Raw genomic sequence first — 19,093 nt, forward strand, 5'->3', positions numbered from 1 at the left:
TAACAAAAAAAGTTGGTCTGCCCATATAGTTATCCTCCATGTTCTTCTTTTAATTAATTCTACAATACTTTCCCTTTTTTCGAACCCCCTTTCTATATTGAGGGGTAGTGTCCAGAAAACCAGGCGTTTCGGTATGCCTGGTATTGAAAAAAGGTTGTCTCGTTATCCGCAACTTTTCTCTCACATGAATTTGATAACCTTAGTAAGGATGAAACACATCATATTTTGGAATACAAATGATCAGACTTAGGAATTGACATTAAGTTAGAAGATTTTTCTGATTATGAGGCTGTCACAACTATTATTAAAATCACAAAAAGAAATTTTAGGTTTATCCATCGTTTATTTACACAAATTAATCGTATTTTAAGATTCAATCAAATGGATAAGATTACTGTAGAAGTTGTCGAAACAGCAATAGATAGTTTAGTGATAGGCATATAAAAAGCTACCAAAAGTTGGTAGCTTTTGTCATTTATTACTGAAAAATTTTGCCATTTAAATAGAAAAGTGACACTCGTCTTTCTAGGAGTTTTAACGCCCCGTTTGAAGAACGTATCATCTGTAATCAAATTGTCTAGGATTATTCAATGACGGAAGATTGAGCATTACATATATAATTAAGATAGTCAGTTATCTTAATATTGGACAACTGATTTTCTTCTTTCTTATTCAGGTTTATAGTTAGGGTGAGTAAATAAATTTATTGTAGTATTAGTCAATAAATTTATTTTATCTTTGACCATGTGAATAATCTTGGTAGCTTCTAGGAAAAAATGTTTTACAAATATTTTTTTGAGTAGATTTATGTCTCTCAATAAAGAGGTATACTTCAGAAAAACTATAGTCTTCAATGGGTAATACTGGATTAACTAATAAAAACTCACAGTTAATTTTAGTTCTGTTATTAGCTCTATGTCTCCATTTTAATTGGGTATCGTTATTTTCAATTAAAGAAGTTAAATTAATCAAATAAACCAATCTTTCTTTAGCTTCTTCTATGAATGAAGATTTCTTAATATCAGAAAAAGTAAGTTCATCATTTAAAATGTCGTCAAATATATCTTCAGTCTTTCTAGTTCTGTAATGTAAGTCCTTTAATTTATGAAGTCCTGCGATATGGAAAAAATCTGATTTGTTGAAAATTAAATTGATTGTGTATGTATTCCTTTTTTTACCAAGTAAGAAATAATATTCAGTATTCAACAGCCTTCTAAATTCAAGAGCTGCAGCTTTTAATAGATCCATATCTCATAATCCTCCAGAATACAAAAAAGAGAGAACTCTTATTAGAATTCCCTCTCATTTTGAGTATTTTATTTCAGCTTTCGCCTAGCTAGTATGAGGTGCTTCTACTCTAACCCTTATAAAGCTCATTTGATCAGTGGTTACTAGCCCACCAGTCAAAGTCAACGCTTGACAGGTACTCAAGTTACCTGTTCTTCACTTTTAATATACCATGATATATATAAACAGTCAATGAAATTGAAAATATATAGTGGTGACTGTTTTTTTTCTAGTTAAATAATTTTTTTAAAGTAGTTGATGAATAATCGAAATGAATTAAAAAAGAAAGAGTTCTAATTTTCTTCATTGTAGTATTCAAAATCTAGTACCTTTACCTTATTTTCAATTTCTTCATAGTTAATAATTACGATGTTTTTTCCATATTCTTTTCTAACGCTAGGGTAATGTATAGCATCAAACCCAGCAGAGAGTGCTACATCTGCGATAAATCGAGTAAAGACATAGTGTGGTTTATGGTAACCTTCACCTTCAGCTGGTGAACTAAGAAGTGAAGACCATCTGATTGCCTGGATAATCTTATTTCCCTTAAATTGTTCATCAAATAAATTTAATATTTTTATCTTTTTAGATATTTCTATCCTAGAAAGCATGATCCCTTTTTCAGGTTTTCTGATCTCTTGAAAGCAAGTGGAACTATCTTCTGCTAAATAGAGAACTTGTCTCCCAGCATGATTGAATCTACCTTCTAATATAATACTTTTACCTGGAGCTAAAAAATCATCTTTATTAAATTTTTTATTTCTTTTATAATTTCTTGCTCTATAAAGAGGTACTTCTAGTTCTGAACTATTAATTTTTTTGGATAATTCATGAATTTCATTATAAACTGACTTGGCAAAGGGATGATCTAATATTAAAAATGGGTTTTTTTCTGATAATAAGGCTATTTCTTCAAGATACTTTTCAAAATTTAAAGGTACATCAAACGTAATCTCATAAGGCCATATATAGCTGTAATTAGTACTCCCGCAATTAGGGCATTCAATTTTTGAAATTAGATTGTTAAATTCATTTTCTTCAAAAGAGTCTTGTAATCGACTAGCATGATAAAACTCAGTAATACTGATAGATTTCCGTTGGAAATCATTACTCCAGTTACAAATACCTGGCCAGTTTTTTTCAAATTCATCGATGCAATAATCACAGTAATAAGTTGATGAAATGAAGTAAGTTTCTAAATCACGATATAAAAAGGCTTCTAGTACCTCTATTAGTTCGTCCTCACTTAAGCTCTCTTTCCATTTTTTCCATTGCTCCATTTTACTCACTCATTTTCTTTATTATTTCAACGAACTTTTAATTCGATAGACCGTTTGTCTAGTTATGCCGTTAGTCCTGGCAATATGTGAAATTGATTCCCCTATCTCCAACATAGCAACTACTCGTTCATAGACAACCCTTTTCTGTGGGTCTTTAGCTGTTGGAGAATACAAAAGTGGTCGTCCTTTGTAAATACCACGCTCTTTCGCCAATTCAATTCCTTGTCGTTGTCTTCTCTTTGATTCTGTTCTTTCCTGCTCTGCTATCATGGCCAATATCTGAACAATTAAATCCTTAATGAATTTATCGAGAAGAGGGTTGCCAATTGCCTCAGCCATTATCGGTAAACTCGTAATAACTAACTGAACTTCCTTTTCTTTTAAAAGATTTACAGTCTGAATAATCTCATCGTAATTTCTTCCAAGACGATCGATTGCTTCTACCATGAAAATATCACCAGAGCGAACAAATTCTATCGCCTTTTGAAATTCCTCTCGATTAATAATTGAAGCTCCTGACTTTTTTTCTGTAAAAATTTTTTCTGCTCCAAATTTCTTTAAATTTTCTAACTGCCTCTCTAAATTTTGATTTTCAGAAGATACTCGTGCATAAGCAACTTTCATAGATAAATTTCCTCTTTTCTACCACCAATTAGCATACACCCTAATCATACAATCATGATGCAATAAAATCAACAACATCTGATTGTCTATTTAGGGTACACTCTAATAAATCAACAGAACTAACGACGACGAGTCCTCTCGTTCTCTTTGCAGTTTCGACGACATCAACTGTAATAACATCTAAATTGAATACGGCATTGGAATACGTCCAGTGAAGCGGTACTTTCGTCCACTGAGTGCGAAGGAATCGTCCAATAGATGCGAAAAGAATCGTCCATCTTATTGATCAGAAAACGACACAAGCAGAGCTCCAAATGAGCTCTGCTAATGATCTTACAATAGAAAAATTAGGCATTGGGATTATTTTAATACTTGTTTAAGCTATTTTATTTTGAAGTTAGTCATTTCATCAGCTAGAGATTATACTTTACTATCCAAGTTATAAAGTAATAACAAAGAATCTCTAACTTAAATTAACCTCTTACGAGGGGAATGCAGAAAAGAAAAGTTTGAACTATGATTAAACTCACCTTCTATTTTCTAGACCGTGTCGCTCTCGCATAGATACTTCGCCATCCACTAGTATTTGATAAGAATTATGTTTGATTCTATCTAAAATTGCATCAGCTAATTGAATATTTTTTATTTTACCATGCCATCCTTCCGGCGAAAATTGAGAACAAAATATGGTGGAAGTTTGTTTTAACCTAGCTTCGATGATCTCAAAAATATGAACGCTATCTTCTAAAGATAAATCCATTAATAACCATTCATCAATAATTAGTAGTTCAAATTTCGTATATTTTTTAATCAATTTACGGTAAGAACCATCTGCCTCATACTTAGCTAAGGCAAGTTCATCTATAAGTTCTGGGAGACGAATATATTTTATTTTTCTGAACTGACGACAAGCTTGAATACCAAAGGCGTTCGCTATCCAAGTTTTTCCGTTTCCAGAAGCTCCCATTAAAATAATATTCTGATGATTTTCAATATAACCCCCTTGAGCCAATTTAGAAATAAAATGTTTATCAAGGTTTCGATCAGGATAGTATTCGATACCTTCGATAGAGGCATTTGAATCACTAAATGTAGCTTGTTGGATAAAGCGTTCTAATTTGTTTGACTTTCGACGAGCAAATTCAGCGTCTACGAGTAATTCAAAGCGTTCTTCAAACCCTAAGGAATCGCTTGTTTTATCCATTCCTTGTTGTTCGTATAAGTCTGACATCCCAATTAATCGCATGGATTTTAATTTTTCAAGTGTTTGTTCATTTCTCATTTCTTTTCCCTCCAAAGTAGGATGCACCTCGGACAAATCCAAAATTACTGTCCGTCTGCTCCTCAATAATTGATTCTACTAATCGAGCATCTAACGTTTTATTTCGTTTTTTTGCACGACTGAGAATTGATTTTAGTAATGAGTTTGTAGGTTCTTTTGCAATAGAAATCAATGTATGACAGCCAGCTTCTAACTCTTCTATCGAGTATTTAGAGGCTATATTTCTTAAGGTAGCAAGTAATTTCAGGGCTTTTTTTTCTACATTATTAGAAAGAATATAATCGACGTAAGCGTAAGTATTTGTGCCAATCTCCTCTGCCCAAAGCAAGTTTTCTTTAGGAGTATGATTTAAATAGCGACGATGATTATCTGGCATGTGATCGACAATTGTAGCGTATTGACCAATATCACCCCGAAGTCGTTTATGAGATGCAATTCGATGTTCATTGAAGTACACTTCTATTAGGTTATCAGTTATTCTTACTTCTACTTCGCTATTAACATACTCATAGGGGACAGAATAAAACATACGATCAATCTGAATATGATAATCTAATTGGACTTTAGATATTCGCCATTGAGACTGTGTAAAGCGTGGGTGACGAAGTGAACTTAAGAATGGAAGTTCTTCTTCTTGAAAAACTGTGTACCTTGAACCAGGTCTTTTTTGAAAGGCTTCTCGATTCAATTCTTGTGTCTTCTCAAAAATTTCTTGGTTCAATTCATTTAAACTAAAGAATGTCTTACTACGAAAGGCTGCAATGACTTGTCGGCTAATAAACCCAACGTTCCCTTCAACCGAGGGTTTATCTTTGGGTGATCTTACACGTGCAGAGACAATAGTAAAACGGTAATAATCACTTATTTGACGATAGCCTTCATTTAAAAGAGGCTCGGAATAATCAGTTTTTGTTACACCTGTTTTTAAATTATCTGAAACAATCGTTTCAGGGACCCCCTGGAAAAATTCTAAGGTGTGAATATGAGCTGTCAACCAATTATTTATTTTCATATCATAAAAACCCTCGACATAACTATATTGGCTAAATGGCCAAGTAGCTACGAAAATATAAACTTTGATATCTTATCCACTATCACTACTTCTAACAGATAACGTACTTCCTGCCCAATCTACTTCAAGAATTTCACCAGGTTTTCGATGAATCGGCATGGTTAATTTATACTTCTTGCCATAATATCCATACTTCTCACAAAATGTGCGATAAGCGTATGGCATCAAGTTCTGTATTCTTTCCTCATGTTCATACTCTTTGTGTAAAAGTTTAAGTGTGACATTCTTCTTTAATAGTTCTTTATGGATATAATTCCAGTCAGGATTGAAATATCCACGCTGGTTAGCATTTTTATTCGGGAACAGATAGTCTTCCAACCAAGAATTAGTCATTTCTTCAGTAAGTTTATCTAAATTCTTAGCTTTGAATTGATTCACCACCTCTCTAATTTTGTCTCTTGAATGTCCAGTGCTAGAAGAGATTGTGCGTTGAGAAATTCTTTGTAGGTGCATTTCAAGAATCTTACGATAATCGATCATAAAAAATAACCTCCAGTAACTTATTTGTATGAAAACCCATACATAATATAAGTATACCGAAGGTTATAGATTTGGACGATTATTTCCGCACTTGGTGGACTTTTTGTCCGCACTCAGCGGACGAAAGTATCGCACTGATGGACGATTCCCCGTGCCGTATTCATAAATTATTAATTTTTAGTATTCTATCATTTTTAATAAATAAACCATGAATTAATCTAAAGTTATTTTTAGTATTTTTTATCATATTGATTATTTTTTACATTGAAATTTTCGACCTGAAATAATTAAATAGACTTCTTTTCCATTCATTCGATATTCTTGAATTTCACGAGAATAGTAAGAGCAGATAGTTGTTGGACTTTTTGACAAACAGGACACTTGGCTTCTTTATTGTTTAAAATGCAATGAAGTTCATAAGATGATTATTTTCCTCATTTCATTACTCATAATATTTGACAAAGAGAAAAAAAGCTAGTTGAAAACAACTAACCCTTTCTGAACCATCTTTATTTATTATTTTAGATACAGAATAAAGATTACTAGAAGAAAACTTATAAACTAAAAAAAGAAAATTACTTACCTGAAGGTTGTTTAGTTTAGTATAAAATTTGTTTACATTAGAAAAGATTTTTTAAAATTGGGTCAATATTATTATTTTGAATATCTGCTAAAACTTTAAGCATAATACCTTTATCCAATTTACTAGGAACAGTCAAAATATATTGATTATAAATAGCGTCAACAATTTCTTGATTTGTTTCTTCTGCATTATTTCTATTTCCTAAAATAACTTTATTGTAATCAACTAATACTAATGCAATTGAATCCCATACCCACCGATCCTTATCTACTAGTTTTTCACCGGAATCAATTACAGAAGTATGATCTTGTATCATTGATGCCAGCCATTGGGGAAGATAATTAGCAACAGTGTCAGGAAATACGTGTCCGATTATTTCAACACTCATCGATTTATCTGAAATGGAAATATCTGAATCATATTTTAACTTATATTGATTCTTTGAAGCGTATACTATTTCTCTTGTATGGTTTTTGTAGTCTAATGTTAGATATGATTTTAATAAATCATCATTTTTAATATGGATCACTTTTGGGGTAACCCAGTAGTTTATCGCTTCAGGAATCGATGTAGCCGAGACATTATAAAATGGGGTTAAAAGAAATAGTAACAATGTAAGAATTGATAATACACTAATTATTTTTTTCATTAATATTCAACCTACCTTTATTATTTTTTTAGTGTAATAACTACTGTTGCTCTATGATTTTCATTTTTTACAGAGATTGAACCTTTCATTTTTTTAATCATTAAATCTGACATGTAAAGACCCAGTCCAAAATGATTTTTTTCTCTTTGAAGTTGATTCGAATAAAATGGGGTAAATTCCCCCTCTAAATATTCATCTGGAAATAGAGATCCTGTGTTAATAATAGAAATTGTAACTTCTACAGAACTTTCTATAATTGAACATTCAATTTCTCCATCTATACATACATGTTCCACTGCATTCAATAAAACATTTTGAATAATTCTTATAATCATTAATTCATCACAATATATAGTTATTACTTTAGCACTATAGATTTCTCGGATTTTTATTTTATTCATTCTAAATAATGATTGAAACTCTAATATAGTATCACGTAGAATATCAACAATATTAACTTCTTCATATTTCACAGTGTATCCGTCGGCATTTAAACGAGCTATTTTAAGTAGTTCCGTCAATAACTGATCAATTCTAGAAACTTCAGAAATAATCACAGAGCACCGTTCCTGAACGCTTAAATCTTCCGAAATGATTTCTAATAACTCTGCTTCAGCATTTATTATAGTCAATGGTGTTCTTACATCATGTGCAATAGAAGAGAATAATTGTTTCTGCATTATAGATTTTTTTTGAGATTCGTCCAATAAATTTTTTAGCTCAATCCTCATCTTATTTACCTGTCTAGATAATTCACCAAATTCTTTATCATTAAATTTAGGTAATGGCGTTAATAAATTTCCTGCTTCAATTTCTTTTAAATGGGATTCTACTATTTTAAATTTCGAAATAATTAATCGGTACAACCTAGTAGTAAAAACACTAAGAAAAACTATAAATATTACGAAAGGACTAACTATTATAAGATATTGTAATACAACATTTATGTAGTCTACTATCTGATTCCCTGTTGAAAAAGCAGGATAGATCATCAATATTTTGACGGTTGGATATTGATCAAATACCTTAAACGAATATACGCTATTATTTTCCACAAATGAATGAGTTCCTTTAGATGTTGAACTCAAATTAATCTGACTTTCTGGAAAATCGCGGCTTTTTATTGATCTTTTCTCATCTATGGTTATTAAATATTGAAATTTAGGATCATCGTTCTGCATATTTTTTATTTTACCTGATAAAATATCTGGCATTCTTTTTTCTACAGAACTCAAAAAAGTTTCTGAATAAACTTTATTATAATAATCTCTAGGAAATATAGTTAACCAAACCAGCCAAATGAAAAGAATAGCAAGCAATAAGGCGACTGTAGAACCTACTACTTTTATAACTAAAAAGTTGAACGAACGTTTTAAAGAATAATTATTTTTCATGTTTAGGTTCCCAAATATAACCTAATCCATACTTTGTTTGTATATACGTAAAGTTAGAATCCACATTCGCAAGTTTATATCTAATTTTTTTGATGTGCTCAGTAACTGTACTCAAACTACTTTCACTATCAAATCCCCAAATTGTCTCAAATAGTTGCTCTTTGCTTAACACATTTCCAATATTGCTAATTAATTTTTCAACAACTAAATATTCTTTTTTTGGAAATATAACAATATTACCATTTACAAAAATCTGCTTTTTTTCTTTATTTAAAACTACATTTTGAGTATGAATCATTCTTTTAGGAGTACTATTTCTATTTTCTCTTCTTAGATGACTATCTATCTTTACTTTTAGTTGTTTTAAACTAAAAGGCTTAGTAATGTAGTCATCTCCACCACTTTCGAGACCATAAATGATATCTTCTTCCAATCCTAAAGCGCTAATAAAAATAATTGGATATAAAATCGAATCTCTAATTTTTTTACATATATCAATACCATTAATATTAGGTAACATAACATCTAGTAACATCAAATCAAAAAAAGATAAATCTATTTTATTTAATTCTTGAAACGAGTGAACAATGGTTACCTCATATCCATTCATTTCCAAGTATTTTTTTACCAAATCTGTAATTTGAAGGTCATCTTCAACATAAATAATCTTAATCATAAAATAACATCCCTTTGTCTGACTAATCAAGTAAAAATACTGCATCCCAATTTGTCTTTTTATTACCTAACATAGATAAAAGAGAGAGTAAAATACCTGTTACACCATCCAGTATACCAATAGTATTAATCGATTTCATCTCTTGTTGATTTTGATCATTTATATTCTGTTCCCAATTAGGAAATCCAAATGGAAGATTTTCATCATAATAAGATATAGCCTTAATCATTAATCGTTTAGATTCGTAATCAAAAGTGTCCACTTTTGTATACTCATAAAACTTCTTATATATATATGATACACCTATATATCCATGACAAAATGATGGAGATATAAGTCCAATTTCTGAATTAATACCAGAATTCATAGTTGTACAAGCAATATTAAATAAAGTCTTATCTTCTAATGCTTGAGAAGCTTTTAGTAATGCATAAGCCACACCGGGCCTACCGTAACACCAAGCATCACGACTTTCTTCAAATACTGTATTTATATTTGTTAGCTGGTTTATATCTATCATACTAGGCCAGTTATTATTCTTTGTATCCAGACTATTGGTTAGTAGTTCACTTATATATATAATAGCCTCTTCTAGTCCTTGAACTTTAATATTAAGTTCCAATGCTTTTGACATAACAATTAAAGGACCTGATATTCCATGAGATACTCCCAAATTTATTGCCCCATCTGGAAAAAGACTTCTTTCTTCTTTAAGAAATAAATTTTCTGAACTAATTCTCCAATAAGGAACTTCAATCCCTTTAAACTCATATTTATTTGATAATTGTACAAAATAATTAAGAATATCATTTATTTGTTTAAAGAAGTACTTTTGACTTATAGCATCTATCAACATGTAATTAAGGATACCTGTTAGACCTTGAATAGTATCATAATCGAACATCAAAGTATCTTCATGTGAGTGAATTTGTTTAAATTTTTCTTGAACTAATTCTATCAGAAATGCATCCAAACTGGCTTTGAATTTTCCATAATATTTTCTATTATGCGAACATTCAAGTATAGTTAAACAAATACCACTACATCCAGAAAAAAGTGAAGGTTCCTCAATTCCATAGACTTTTATCATTTCTACTAATTTTTGTACATAAATATTACAATAATCCATCCATTTTTCATCTGGAAATTGTCTATCTAGTTCAGCATAAAGTAAACATAACCCAGGAATTCCATGACTCATTGTCCTGGGTGAATTAGGTAAAATTTTCTCTTCTCCATAATTCAAATAATTTTCTGGCTCTAACAAAACTTGTTCCACGTATTCAAAATCTTTTAATCTTAATGCAATTTTTTTTACATAACAATTTATATCATTCATAGTATTTCTCCCTTCAGTAAGAATTTTCTTTTTCATAAAGATCTCTGTAGGTAAAACAGCTAGATAAAAGCTGTTCATGTGTTCCAGTACCTACAATATAACCATCGTCTAAAACAACAATTTTACTTGCATTTTTAGCAGCTCCTATTTTATGAGTAATGAATACTCCAATTTTCTCTTCAGATAACTTGAAAAATTCATCAAAAATCTTAACTTCAGCAGTAGAATCTAGTGCCGAACTCGGTTCATCTAAGAAATATACGTCGCAATCCCTGTAGTGCGTTCGTGCCAATGCAATTTTTTGCCATTGTCCACCAGAGAGTTCTTGTCCATCATCAAACCAATTACCTAACTGATTATCCAGAAAGTATTGATCATCAAATTGATTTTCCTTTAAAAAATCAACATCTAGCTCATTTAATATTCTGTTCACCTTTTGGCGATTTTGTCTATTACTCTGTTCTCCTAAAGCGATATTATCAATCAAACTCATTTCTAGTTTCAAAAAATCTTGAAATAGAACTGAAATTCTTGCTCTATAACTATTTTTATCTAATAAATCAAGTGGTATCTCATTAATATAAATGGAACCATAAGATGGAGTATAAAGCCCCCCTAGGAGCTTTAATAAAGTGGTTTTACCCGAACCGTTTTTACCAATAATTGCTACTGTGTCTCCATTTTTTATTTCAAAATTAATATTTTCTAATACGATATTTGATCCATATGAATAGGATATTTGATCAAACCTAATTGATTTAATTTGTTCTACTTCTTTTCCATGATTTGATAAGTCACAAGGTAATGTCATAAAGACATCAAGTAAATCCATATACATATTACTATTATAGATAGCATATAGAGATGTAATAATCGCCATGGTGTTGCTTTGAATCATACTAACACTTTTAATATACGAAGTAACATTACCAAGAAGAAGTTTACCTTCAAATCCTTCTATAATCGCAAGAATTAATACAATAGAACTTACTAATTCTTGTAATAAATTGAACAATACAGATACGATTCCTTGTTTCTTATTAATAGCATTCTCTTGAATAATAAAATCATCCTTCAAGTCCCAATGTTTTTTTAAAAAGAAATCTTTAAGATTATTTACTTTTATCTCTTTAAATGAAAAATCATGAGTCATAAGATAGCTAAGATACCAACTTTCTCTCTCCTTTTTGCTTCTGTTATACCGCATTTCAAACTCTTCTTTCCCAATTTTCAAATAATAAAACGCAGATACACAAGGAGCTGCCATCACTAAAAAGATTGTCCAATACTTCCATAAGAATAAAATTGATGCAACTGATATTAAAGTAACTAGTGATGAAATGAAAGATAAAATTGCTTGGAAAGTTTGATAGGGTTTAGTAGAAATATCATTTTCTAGTCGAGTAATCTGATCATAAATATCAGAACTTTCAAACTGTTCAACTGATAAGTCACCACATTTTTCCATAATCATATAATTCAGCTTATAGTTTAACAATATTTGTAACTTACTTGAGTAATATGAACTGATACTACTTATTAGATCTGCAAGTACTGAAAATAAGATATAAAACAAAAAAATTTGTATTGTAGTTCTTATTCCCCCTATTTGCATTTGTAAACTATTTAGTAAAGACTGAGATAATAAAACAGAAATTGTAGGTGCGAGACCAGTTAATATCGTAAGAATAAAAACAGTTATTGAAAGTTTTTTATCAATTGAAAAAATTAAATATATTGTTTTTAATATACGTTGAATATTACTTTTAATCACTTGTTTCATTTTCCATCATCATCTTTCGTTTGTAACTTTGCCCTTTCAAGGTATGGAGTGCAAAGAAATGTATTTTCTTCTCAAATTCCCTATCTGTTCCGAACAGTCGATTACAGTGTAAGTGAATCACGCTAAGAATGATGTCTTCAAGATAATTTGTTAGATTACTACTATTACTTAATGTTTTAGCATATTCTTGTATAGTATTTTTTCGTTGATCCAATAACTTAATAAGTTCTTTGTTCTTTTCTTCCTTCTTAAATATATGCCAATTATTATAAGAATCTATGGTAGTGATATATTCCTTTTTTAAATCTTTAAATTCTGCTATAAAACTATCTTTTCCGACGCTTGACTCTAATAACTCTATTTGACTTTCAAATGCTATTCCAAATGAACTTAAGTAATGAAGAATTGAAACTACTCCTATTTTTTCTTTTTGTTCATCACAAGCCATTAGCTTTACTACTACTTGACTGTCTATTTGAAATATCTGTTCCGCTAAAGGCATCAGTTCTTGACCACCATATCTTTCAATTTCGGGATAATACGTGTCAATTATATATTTTGAGATTAATTTAGAATGCTGAAGTGGAGAAATAAAACGGTTAAATCGTTCTGCAATCTGAAACATCATCTTCTTATCAGCCTTAATCCGTAAACGTATATGAGGTAATGTATCTGAATATCTCATGAAGTAATAGGTATCAATCAGTAATTCTTTCGAAAGGTCTTCAATAAAGTAATGAACATAGTTAATAATTTCTTCTTCGTTCTCATTAGAACAATAAATTTTGTAGAATATCCAATTGTCAAACGGTGCAAAACTATTGTCGGTATAATTTTTGTTGTTTATACTTGTATACTCTTTTGTTGCAATTAACTCTTTCGAATTTCTAAAAAATGGAATAACTACTTCAATGGGTCTTTGACCATCACAAATGGATTTTATATTTTTACCTGCTTCGGTTTCACGTATAGTTACTTCTCCAAGTTGATTATATTTTTTATAAATTAGGTCAATATAAACTTGTTCAGTTATATCTACTAGTATTCGATTATCAGCACTTTGTAAATAAAATACATCAGGAATATTTAATTTTAATTGAGCTTTCATAAAGTGGCTAACAAACTGACTTTTGGTAGGCTTGTCATTTAGAAGTTCTAAAGTATATTTATTTATCTTCCATAATCTAGTTTCAATCACTACATTTTTATATTCGATTTGTGGAACATATGAAAATTGACTGTAGACTTCACTCCAAGGAAAGTTACTCCAGGTTAGTTCATCTTGCAGTGATATTTCTTGCATTAACCGAATACCATTATCAGTAATGGTAGGATTTAGCATATTGTTACTTGTTACTAGTATTTTTTTATTATCTACAAGATTACGAAGGTACAATCTATCATTTTCAACACCTACTAGAATATCAGTCATTTTAACTTCATTATCACTATCGTATGAATTAGTGTGTAGAGATATGTTTTTACTGTTAGATGTAAAATCTCGTGTAACATTCCCAGATCTTACATTCTTGGGAAGATAAACCAGTTCGCAAACCTCTTCGTTGCTAGAAATACTGAATTGATTGTCAAATTCTTTTATTACTTCTGAAAATCGATTTGAAAAATAGGCAAATCGGCCGAAGGTCTTTCCTGCTTTATTTGAACCAATATTAGGTCCCAAGTAAAATGTTTTTTTGTTTTCATTTTCTTTGATAAAAAAATTAAGTTCTAAATTTTTAGGTAAAACCTTATCCATATTTTTTCCAATGTATAAAGATATTTCCTTAAAGTTAATTTTTATTGACGAATTCATTGTAATAGCTTGAATATATTTATTAATGAAATAGTCGGTTAAGTCACTTGTCTCAGTCAGATTTACAAATGGAGTAATATAACGATTTTGAGGTTGAGAATAATTCATCGGTGCACCAATTCCTATTGTTTCATCTATTACCTCATAAAGAGGAACTTCAATATATTCACCATATCTTTCTAAAAATCTTAATTTAAATTCATCAAGATATTTGTTTTTTTGATACTGTGATACCTCTAATAAAAAAGAGGCAAAATCTTCTAATTGTCCCATGTCTTCTTTTACTAAGACTAGTGAATTAGTTTCGATTTCGCTATCCACTTGAAGATAACTTTTAGACTTAATGCCTTTGATACTTTTCATCTTACTTAAAATAGATTCATATAATGTAATTCCCTCCCCAATCTCAGTATTCCCATATTCATTGATATCATTTTGAATTTCTATTAATAAATTCTTATAGGATTTAACGTCTGAGGTATCATTCATTTTAGATATAACCCAGTCTAGCTCATCTATATTAGTTAACGGTGGTCTTAGATTAGAAATTAAAAATTCTTTTTCTATTAAGGTATTCAAAAACGATCTAAAAATTTCTGAATCACGTTCTGGATATGATGCTTGTAAATAATCTAGCAAATCATTAAAACTCAAAAAATCGGATTTATGAAATTTATGATAGATCATTTCAAAAGGTTTGTTAAAGTTAATACTAATCTTATCCGTTTTTGAATCTGTATTGTAAGGTAGAAAAACTCTGCTACCAATAATATATAGACTACTATTCAATTTAAAATTCAAATTCAGGTAATAATTTTTTTCAATATATTTAACAAAATTTATTAACCATTCCAAATCTACTCGAGCATGTTTAATAAATTTGATTTTTTCTTTATTTGAGTTGCTTGATTGGTTATTGTTTGTGTCAGTCAATCCAACACCTGAGAACAATCCAAATGGTGTTGTTCGTGTTGCTGACCTGTTTATATAGCTTGCCATAGAAGAAATAAGATTTCTTTTCTTTTTTGAAGATAATTCCTCGAAATTACTATTTTTAAATAGTTCATATAAAGAATGTGATGCAACTAACAATTGTTCACAGAATATTGGATTTTGTTTCAATTCATCTAGTTTATCTTGTATATTTACAGCATTATATTTGAACTTTTCGTCTTGGAAAGGAAAGCGGATCATAAATTTACTACTTGCAATTAAAGATTTTCTCATACGTATTTCACCCCTTAAAAAATAGCGGATATGAGTACATATCCGCTAATAAAATTAACAACCACCTAAAGAACATATAAGTGAAGCAACACAACAGTTAGATTTCAAAGTAGAAGCACCCTTACAAGTATTATTGCATGTACCAGGGGTACACCATTTTAAACTAGTAATACGTGGTTCTTTACTTGTACTAGATACATTTTGTTTTAAATTCAAATCAAAGTCATCATATTTTGGCATTGTCTTTCCTCCTCAAATTTTATGCACAAGTCCAGCATGTTTTAGTAACACACACATTAGAACATAACCAGTTTGTATTAGGACATTTGTTGTTACACGTACCTGGCGTACAAGCCATTACGCTAGTTACTCTTGGATCTTTTTGGTTTGACGTAGAAGTTTGTTTTAAATTCAAATCAAAATCATCATATTTCGGCATATTGATCATCCTTTCACATTATTTTATAATCGATTACAAGTAAAGTATAGAAGTCGAATATAAAGTTTTTATAAACTTTTTTTTTAATTTGTTTATAAAAGGTTTATTGTTTGTTGCTAAACTAAAAATATTCAACTAAAGAAAGAGGATAAAAATATGGATTTATTATTAAAATCAGAAAATTTAACAAAAAAATTTGGAAAATTAATCGTAGTTAATTCAATCTCTATTGGTGTTCAAAAAAATTCTATTTATGGACTAGTTGGTCCGAACGGAGCTGGAAAATCAACAACTTTAAAAATGTTGACGGGGAGTCTAAAGCCTACTAGCGGAAAAATACAATTTAGTAAAGCAGTAAATAATAATCCTACAATTGGAGCATTAATTGAGGAACCTGCATTATATAAGAATTTAACAGCTGAAGAAAACCTTTTAGTTTTGGTAAAACTTTTAAATTTGGAAAAAAAAAGAATTAAGGAAGTTTTACATTTAGTAGGATTAGAGGATACAGACAGAAAAATCGTTGCTAAATTTTCTTTAGGAATGAAACAACGACTTGGAATTGCTGCGGCATTAATACAGAGACCTGATTTACTTATTCTAGATGAACCTACAAATGGTCTAGATCCTATAGGTATTAAGGAATTACGAGAATTAATTAAGTCATTTCCTGAACTCGGAATTACTGTTATAGTATCAAGTCACAATCTAAACGAAATTCAACACATGACTAACTATGTCGGAATTATGAACACCGGCATTTTAAAATATGAGGGTATAATACCTGAAGATAAAGATTTAGAAGATTTCTTTCTAGATATAACTAGTAGCAAGTAAAAATGGAGGATAAATAAAATGAAAAATTATATAATAGCTGAGTACTTTAAAGGAAAACGATCTTTCAGTCACTTTTTCTTTTTGTGGTTCCCACTACTAGTTGTGCTAATTTGCATTCCCTTTTCCCAATTTATGTATTTCGATATAAATTTTTTTGTTCCTCTTATTTATAATTGGTGGCCTACACTTTTCTTGCCTATGGGATTATCAGCTTTGGCTTATCAATCGATACAAAGAGAAAATGAAAGTCACACACGAAATTATTACTATTTGTTGAATAAAAATATGTTTTGGAAGTCAAAAATAATTACCTTATCTGGATACTCCTTAATATCAAACAGTTTCCTAGCTATTTTAACGATTGCTTTAGAGTATATCATGTATGATTCATCAAATATTATCCTTGTAAATGTGATAGTATCATCACTGGTTCTTTGGATAACCACATTATTTATTGTTCCGTTCTCTATTTTGCTAGCACAATTAACAACACCGATATTTTCTATTATTGTAAATCTTTTTGGTATTATTACAGGGGTTTTTACATCTGCAGGAAATCACTGGTATTTAAGTCCTTGGGGTTGGTCCCTACGATTGATTACCCCCATCATCAAGACAAATCCAAATGGCACCTTACTACAGGAAAACGATCCATTGAATACTCCTTCAATAATATATCCTGGGATCGGACTCGCTCTATTTATTTTTATCATTTTTTATGTTACTGTACCTTTAATTTTATCTAGGAATTTGGAGAGTGATTAATAATGTTCCGTACATTTAGTGCAGAGTGGCTTAAAACAAAGAGAACATCTTTTAGAATTGCTTTGTACCTCTCTCCATTTTTATTTAATTTGTTCGTTTTCGGTTACATACTTTTAATAAATCCAAAAGTATCTGAAAGTAGTTTTTATATTAACTACTTCTCTATTCTCAACTTTTTATTACCATTCACCATAAGTTTCATACTGGCTTTGATGAATAATTGTGACCGAGAAACAGGAAATTTTCAAAATATATTTGGGTTGAATCGCCACTATTTTTCTTTACTATCTCTAAAATTTATTTTTTCATATTTATTGATTAGTGTCGTATTCATACTAAACGCATTGCTTACAATTATATTGCTAAAATTTGTATTCAATTTATCTTATACTACTTTATTTCCCCACTACGTATATGGGTTCTCCTTAGTTTGGATATCATTCATAACATCATTTATTATATATTTTTTCTTAAGTATTCTTTGTAGCCTTATTATTACTCTTTTTATTGGACTAACGTCTTCTTTGTTGACTGCTATTATTGGTCTAACAGCCTTAGGCAATGAAATTTGGATTTTTTTTCCATTTACTTGGGGTAGTCGTTTTATTACAATGAATATTCATAATAAATCACTAATTAATTTTTATTATGAAAATGTAGATTTTAGCTATATTCTTTTCTTCTTTCCCATAATTATCTTTCCCCTGTTTATAATTACTTATGTCTCTTTTTTCAGAAAGCAATCAACTTAGAAAGAAAAATTTGATACTTACTTAAACTAAATGATAGAACATCAAACTATCTAAATACTCATTGATAGTTTGATGTTCTATTCGCATTTATTCAATAAGTTAAATAGAATATGTTGTATATAAAGTTAGGTTTGTACAATTTAATAACATATCAAAATATTCATCAGCGTTTGTCTTATTCCGCTTCAAAAATTTACATCATTTTTTATTTGATATAGTTTCTTGTTTCTTTACTATCCGTTCCTTCATTTCTAAGAATTCTAATATATTTCTAAATTCTCTATTCTTTCACATCGTCCATTTAAAAATACTTTATAAAATAGATTGTTTTTCATCTAATTATTATTAGACAAAAAAATTCTATCCCCAAACATAAACCCCCAGTGAAAAATCTCCATTTGCAACTTCTATGCAAGTTTAAATTTATAAAATTGTGTCTCAATCGCTCCAGCCGTCCACCACCGCTCTTTCCCTACCTCGTTTGTGCCAAACGAGAAGACCGTAAATCGTCGCTCGCAACGCTTTACAAAGGGCAAAAGGGCTAGTTGCAAGCAACTAACCCTTCCTAAACCTTTAAAAGACATCACAATTTTAATTATGCCCTTTTCGATGAGATACCCACTTATCTTTTTTTGCTTGTTCATGTTTCTTGTAGTATGTCTCGGTCGATTGCTGATTGATACAGTATCACAGCCAGTCAATCCAACAAGGGTAAAATGCACGAGCAAGCTCGCCCTTGTTTCCTCTTTGTGTCTATGATTCTTCCTCTGCACAGCAACCGACCGAAACATACTGACCACAAATGAACCAT

17 protein-coding genes and 1 pseudogene are annotated in these 19,093 nt (G+C 30.1%); 3 read left to right on the forward strand and 15 right to left on the reverse strand.

Annotated features, from left to right (window positions below):
- Positions 1-130: 130 nt before the first annotated feature.
- A pseudogene (locus ACYSNO_RS04760) lies at positions 131-444 on the forward strand (TniB family NTP-binding protein); the annotation flags it as partial.
- A gap of 288 nt (positions 445-732) precedes the next feature.
- On the opposite strand, the gene ACYSNO_RS04765 reads toward ACYSNO_RS04760, so the two are convergent.
- The 15 genes from ACYSNO_RS04765 to ACYSNO_RS04835 all read right to left on the reverse strand — a co-directional run bounded on the left by ACYSNO_RS04765 (position 733) and on the right by ACYSNO_RS04835 (position 15,937).
- Positions 733-1,248 (reverse strand): PBECR4 domain-containing protein, encoded by a 516-nt coding sequence (locus ACYSNO_RS04765; RefSeq protein WP_461729935.1) that lies wholly within the window; start codon positions 1,246-1,248, stop codon positions 733-735.
- Positions 1,249-1,580: 332 nt separating this feature from the next.
- Positions 1,581-2,567 (reverse strand): RES family NAD+ phosphorylase, encoded by a 987-nt coding sequence (locus ACYSNO_RS04770; protein ID WP_461729936.1) that lies wholly within the window; start codon positions 2,565-2,567, stop codon positions 1,581-1,583.
- A gap of 21 nt (positions 2,568-2,588) precedes the next feature.
- Positions 2,589-3,191, reverse strand: coding sequence for a recombinase family protein (locus ACYSNO_RS04775; protein ID WP_461729937.1), 603 nt, complete (start codon positions 3,189-3,191; stop codon positions 2,589-2,591).
- 526 nt (positions 3,192-3,717) lie between these two features.
- Positions 3,718-4,473, reverse strand: coding sequence for an IS21-like element helper ATPase IstB (gene istB, locus ACYSNO_RS04780; protein WP_461729938.1), 756 nt, complete (start codon positions 4,471-4,473; stop codon positions 3,718-3,720).
- Positions 4,463-5,485 carry a Mu transposase domain-containing protein gene (locus ACYSNO_RS04785; protein WP_461729939.1) on the reverse strand — a complete coding sequence of 341 codons (1,023 nt, stop codon included), beginning with the start codon at positions 5,483-5,485 and terminating at the stop codon, positions 4,463-4,465. Before ACYSNO_RS04785 ends, istB begins: the two co-directional genes overlap by 11 nt.
- A 72-nt stretch (positions 5,486-5,557) precedes the next feature.
- A complete protein-coding gene (locus ACYSNO_RS04790) occupies positions 5,558-6,025 on the reverse strand; it encodes a transposase (protein ID WP_461729940.1) in 468 nt (155 codons plus the stop codon).
- A gap of 252 nt (positions 6,026-6,277) precedes the next feature.
- Positions 6,278-6,406: a transposase family protein gene (locus ACYSNO_RS04795; RefSeq protein WP_461729941.1), complete on the reverse strand. Its 129-nt coding sequence runs from the start codon at positions 6,404-6,406 to the stop codon at positions 6,278-6,280.
- A gap of 239 nt (positions 6,407-6,645) precedes the next feature.
- Positions 6,646-7,257, reverse strand: coding sequence for a hypothetical protein (locus tag ACYSNO_RS04800; RefSeq protein ID WP_461729942.1), 612 nt, complete (start codon positions 7,255-7,257; stop codon positions 6,646-6,648).
- A 20-nt stretch (positions 7,258-7,277) separates the two neighbouring features.
- Positions 7,278-8,651: a HAMP domain-containing sensor histidine kinase gene (locus ACYSNO_RS04805; RefSeq protein ID WP_461729943.1), complete on the reverse strand. Its 1,374-nt coding sequence runs from the start codon at positions 8,649-8,651 to the stop codon at positions 7,278-7,280.
- On the reverse strand, positions 8,641-9,327 hold the full coding sequence (locus ACYSNO_RS04810) for a response regulator transcription factor (protein ID WP_461729944.1): 687 nt from the start codon (positions 9,325-9,327) through the stop codon (positions 8,641-8,643). The genes ACYSNO_RS04805 and ACYSNO_RS04810 overlap by 11 nt, the downstream gene beginning before the upstream one ends.
- Positions 9,328-9,349: 22 nt before the next feature.
- A complete protein-coding gene (locus ACYSNO_RS04815) occupies positions 9,350-10,666 on the reverse strand; it encodes a lanthionine synthetase C family protein (RefSeq protein WP_461729945.1) in 1,317 nt (438 codons plus the stop codon).
- A 13-nt stretch (positions 10,667-10,679) separates the two neighbouring features.
- Positions 10,680-12,449, reverse strand: a complete 1,770-nt coding sequence (locus ACYSNO_RS04820) for an ATP-binding cassette domain-containing protein (RefSeq protein ID WP_461729946.1) — start codon at positions 12,447-12,449, stop codon at positions 10,680-10,682.
- Entirely contained in the window at positions 12,433-15,489 is a 3,057-nt protein-coding gene (locus tag ACYSNO_RS04825) for a lantibiotic dehydratase (protein ID WP_461729947.1), read from the reverse strand. Before ACYSNO_RS04825 ends, ACYSNO_RS04820 begins: the two co-directional genes overlap by 17 nt.
- Positions 15,490-15,543: 54 nt before the next feature.
- Positions 15,544-15,729, reverse strand: a complete 186-nt coding sequence (locus tag ACYSNO_RS04830; protein WP_461729948.1) for a gallidermin/nisin family lantibiotic — start codon at positions 15,727-15,729, stop codon at positions 15,544-15,546.
- Positions 15,730-15,748: 19 nt separating this feature from the next.
- On the reverse strand, positions 15,749-15,937 hold the full coding sequence (locus ACYSNO_RS04835; protein ID WP_461729949.1) for a gallidermin/nisin family lantibiotic: 189 nt from the start codon (positions 15,935-15,937) through the stop codon (positions 15,749-15,751).
- Between the two features lie 147 nt (positions 15,938-16,084).
- Between ACYSNO_RS04835 and ACYSNO_RS04840 the strand changes: the two genes are divergently transcribed.
- Positions 16,085-16,765 (forward strand): ATP-binding cassette domain-containing protein, encoded by a 681-nt coding sequence (locus tag ACYSNO_RS04840; protein ID WP_461729950.1) that lies wholly within the window; start codon positions 16,085-16,087, stop codon positions 16,763-16,765.
- A gap of 18 nt (positions 16,766-16,783) precedes the next feature.
- Positions 16,784-17,530 carry a lantibiotic immunity ABC transporter MutE/EpiE family permease subunit gene (locus ACYSNO_RS04845; RefSeq protein ID WP_461729951.1) on the forward strand — a complete coding sequence of 249 codons (747 nt, stop codon included), beginning with the start codon at positions 16,784-16,786 and terminating at the stop codon, positions 17,528-17,530.
- Positions 17,531-19,093: the final 1,563 nt, after the last annotated feature.

The sequence above is a fragment of the Enterococcus sp. LJL98 genome (assembly GCF_054871745.1).

Bases quoted from the DNA above. Each gene is read 5' to 3' on its own strand.
- ACYSNO_RS04825 (WP_461729947.1), bottom strand. From the start codon at position 15,489: ATGAGAAAATCTTTAATTGCAAGTAGTAAATTTATGATCCGCTTTCCT.
- ACYSNO_RS04790 (WP_461729940.1), bottom strand. From the start codon at position 6,025: ATGATCGATTATCGTAAGATTCTTGAAATGCACCTACAAAGAATTTCT.
- ACYSNO_RS04770 (WP_461729936.1), bottom strand. From the start codon at position 2,567: ATGGAGCAATGGAAAAAATGGAAAGAGAGCTTAAGTGAGGACGAACTA.
- ACYSNO_RS04810 (WP_461729944.1), bottom strand. From the start codon at position 9,327: ATGATTAAGATTATTTATGTTGAAGATGACCTTCAAATTACAGATTTG.
- ACYSNO_RS04775 (WP_461729937.1), bottom strand. From the start codon at position 3,191: ATGAAAGTTGCTTATGCACGAGTATCTTCTGAAAATCAAAATTTAGAG.
- ACYSNO_RS04820 (WP_461729946.1), bottom strand. From the start codon at position 12,449: ATGAAACAAGTGATTAAAAGTAATATTCAACGTATATTAAAAACAATA.
- ACYSNO_RS04765 (WP_461729935.1), bottom strand. From the start codon at position 1,248: ATGGATCTATTAAAAGCTGCAGCTCTTGAATTTAGAAGGCTGTTGAAT.
- ACYSNO_RS04830 (WP_461729948.1), bottom strand. From the start codon at position 15,729: ATGCCAAAATATGATGACTTTGATTTGAATTTAAAACAAAATGTATCT.
- ACYSNO_RS04785 (WP_461729939.1), bottom strand. From the start codon at position 5,485: ATGAAAATAAATAATTGGTTGACAGCTCATATTCACACCTTAGAATTT.
- ACYSNO_RS04815 (WP_461729945.1), bottom strand. From the start codon at position 10,666: ATGAATGATATAAATTGTTATGTAAAAAAAATTGCATTAAGATTAAAA.
- ACYSNO_RS04800 (WP_461729942.1), bottom strand. From the start codon at position 7,257: ATGAAAAAAATAATTAGTGTATTATCAATTCTTACATTGTTACTATTT.
- ACYSNO_RS04840 (WP_461729950.1), top strand. From the start codon at position 16,085: ATGGATTTATTATTAAAATCAGAAAATTTAACAAAAAAATTTGGAAAA.
- ACYSNO_RS04805 (WP_461729943.1), bottom strand. From the start codon at position 8,651: ATGAAAAATAATTATTCTTTAAAACGTTCGTTCAACTTTTTAGTTATA.
- ACYSNO_RS04835 (WP_461729949.1), bottom strand. From the start codon at position 15,937: ATGATCAATATGCCGAAATATGATGATTTTGATTTGAATTTAAAACAA.
- istB (WP_461729938.1), bottom strand. From the start codon at position 4,473: ATGAGAAATGAACAAACACTTGAAAAATTAAAATCCATGCGATTAATT.
- ACYSNO_RS04845 (WP_461729951.1), top strand. From the start codon at position 16,784: ATGAAAAATTATATAATAGCTGAGTACTTTAAAGGAAAACGATCTTTC.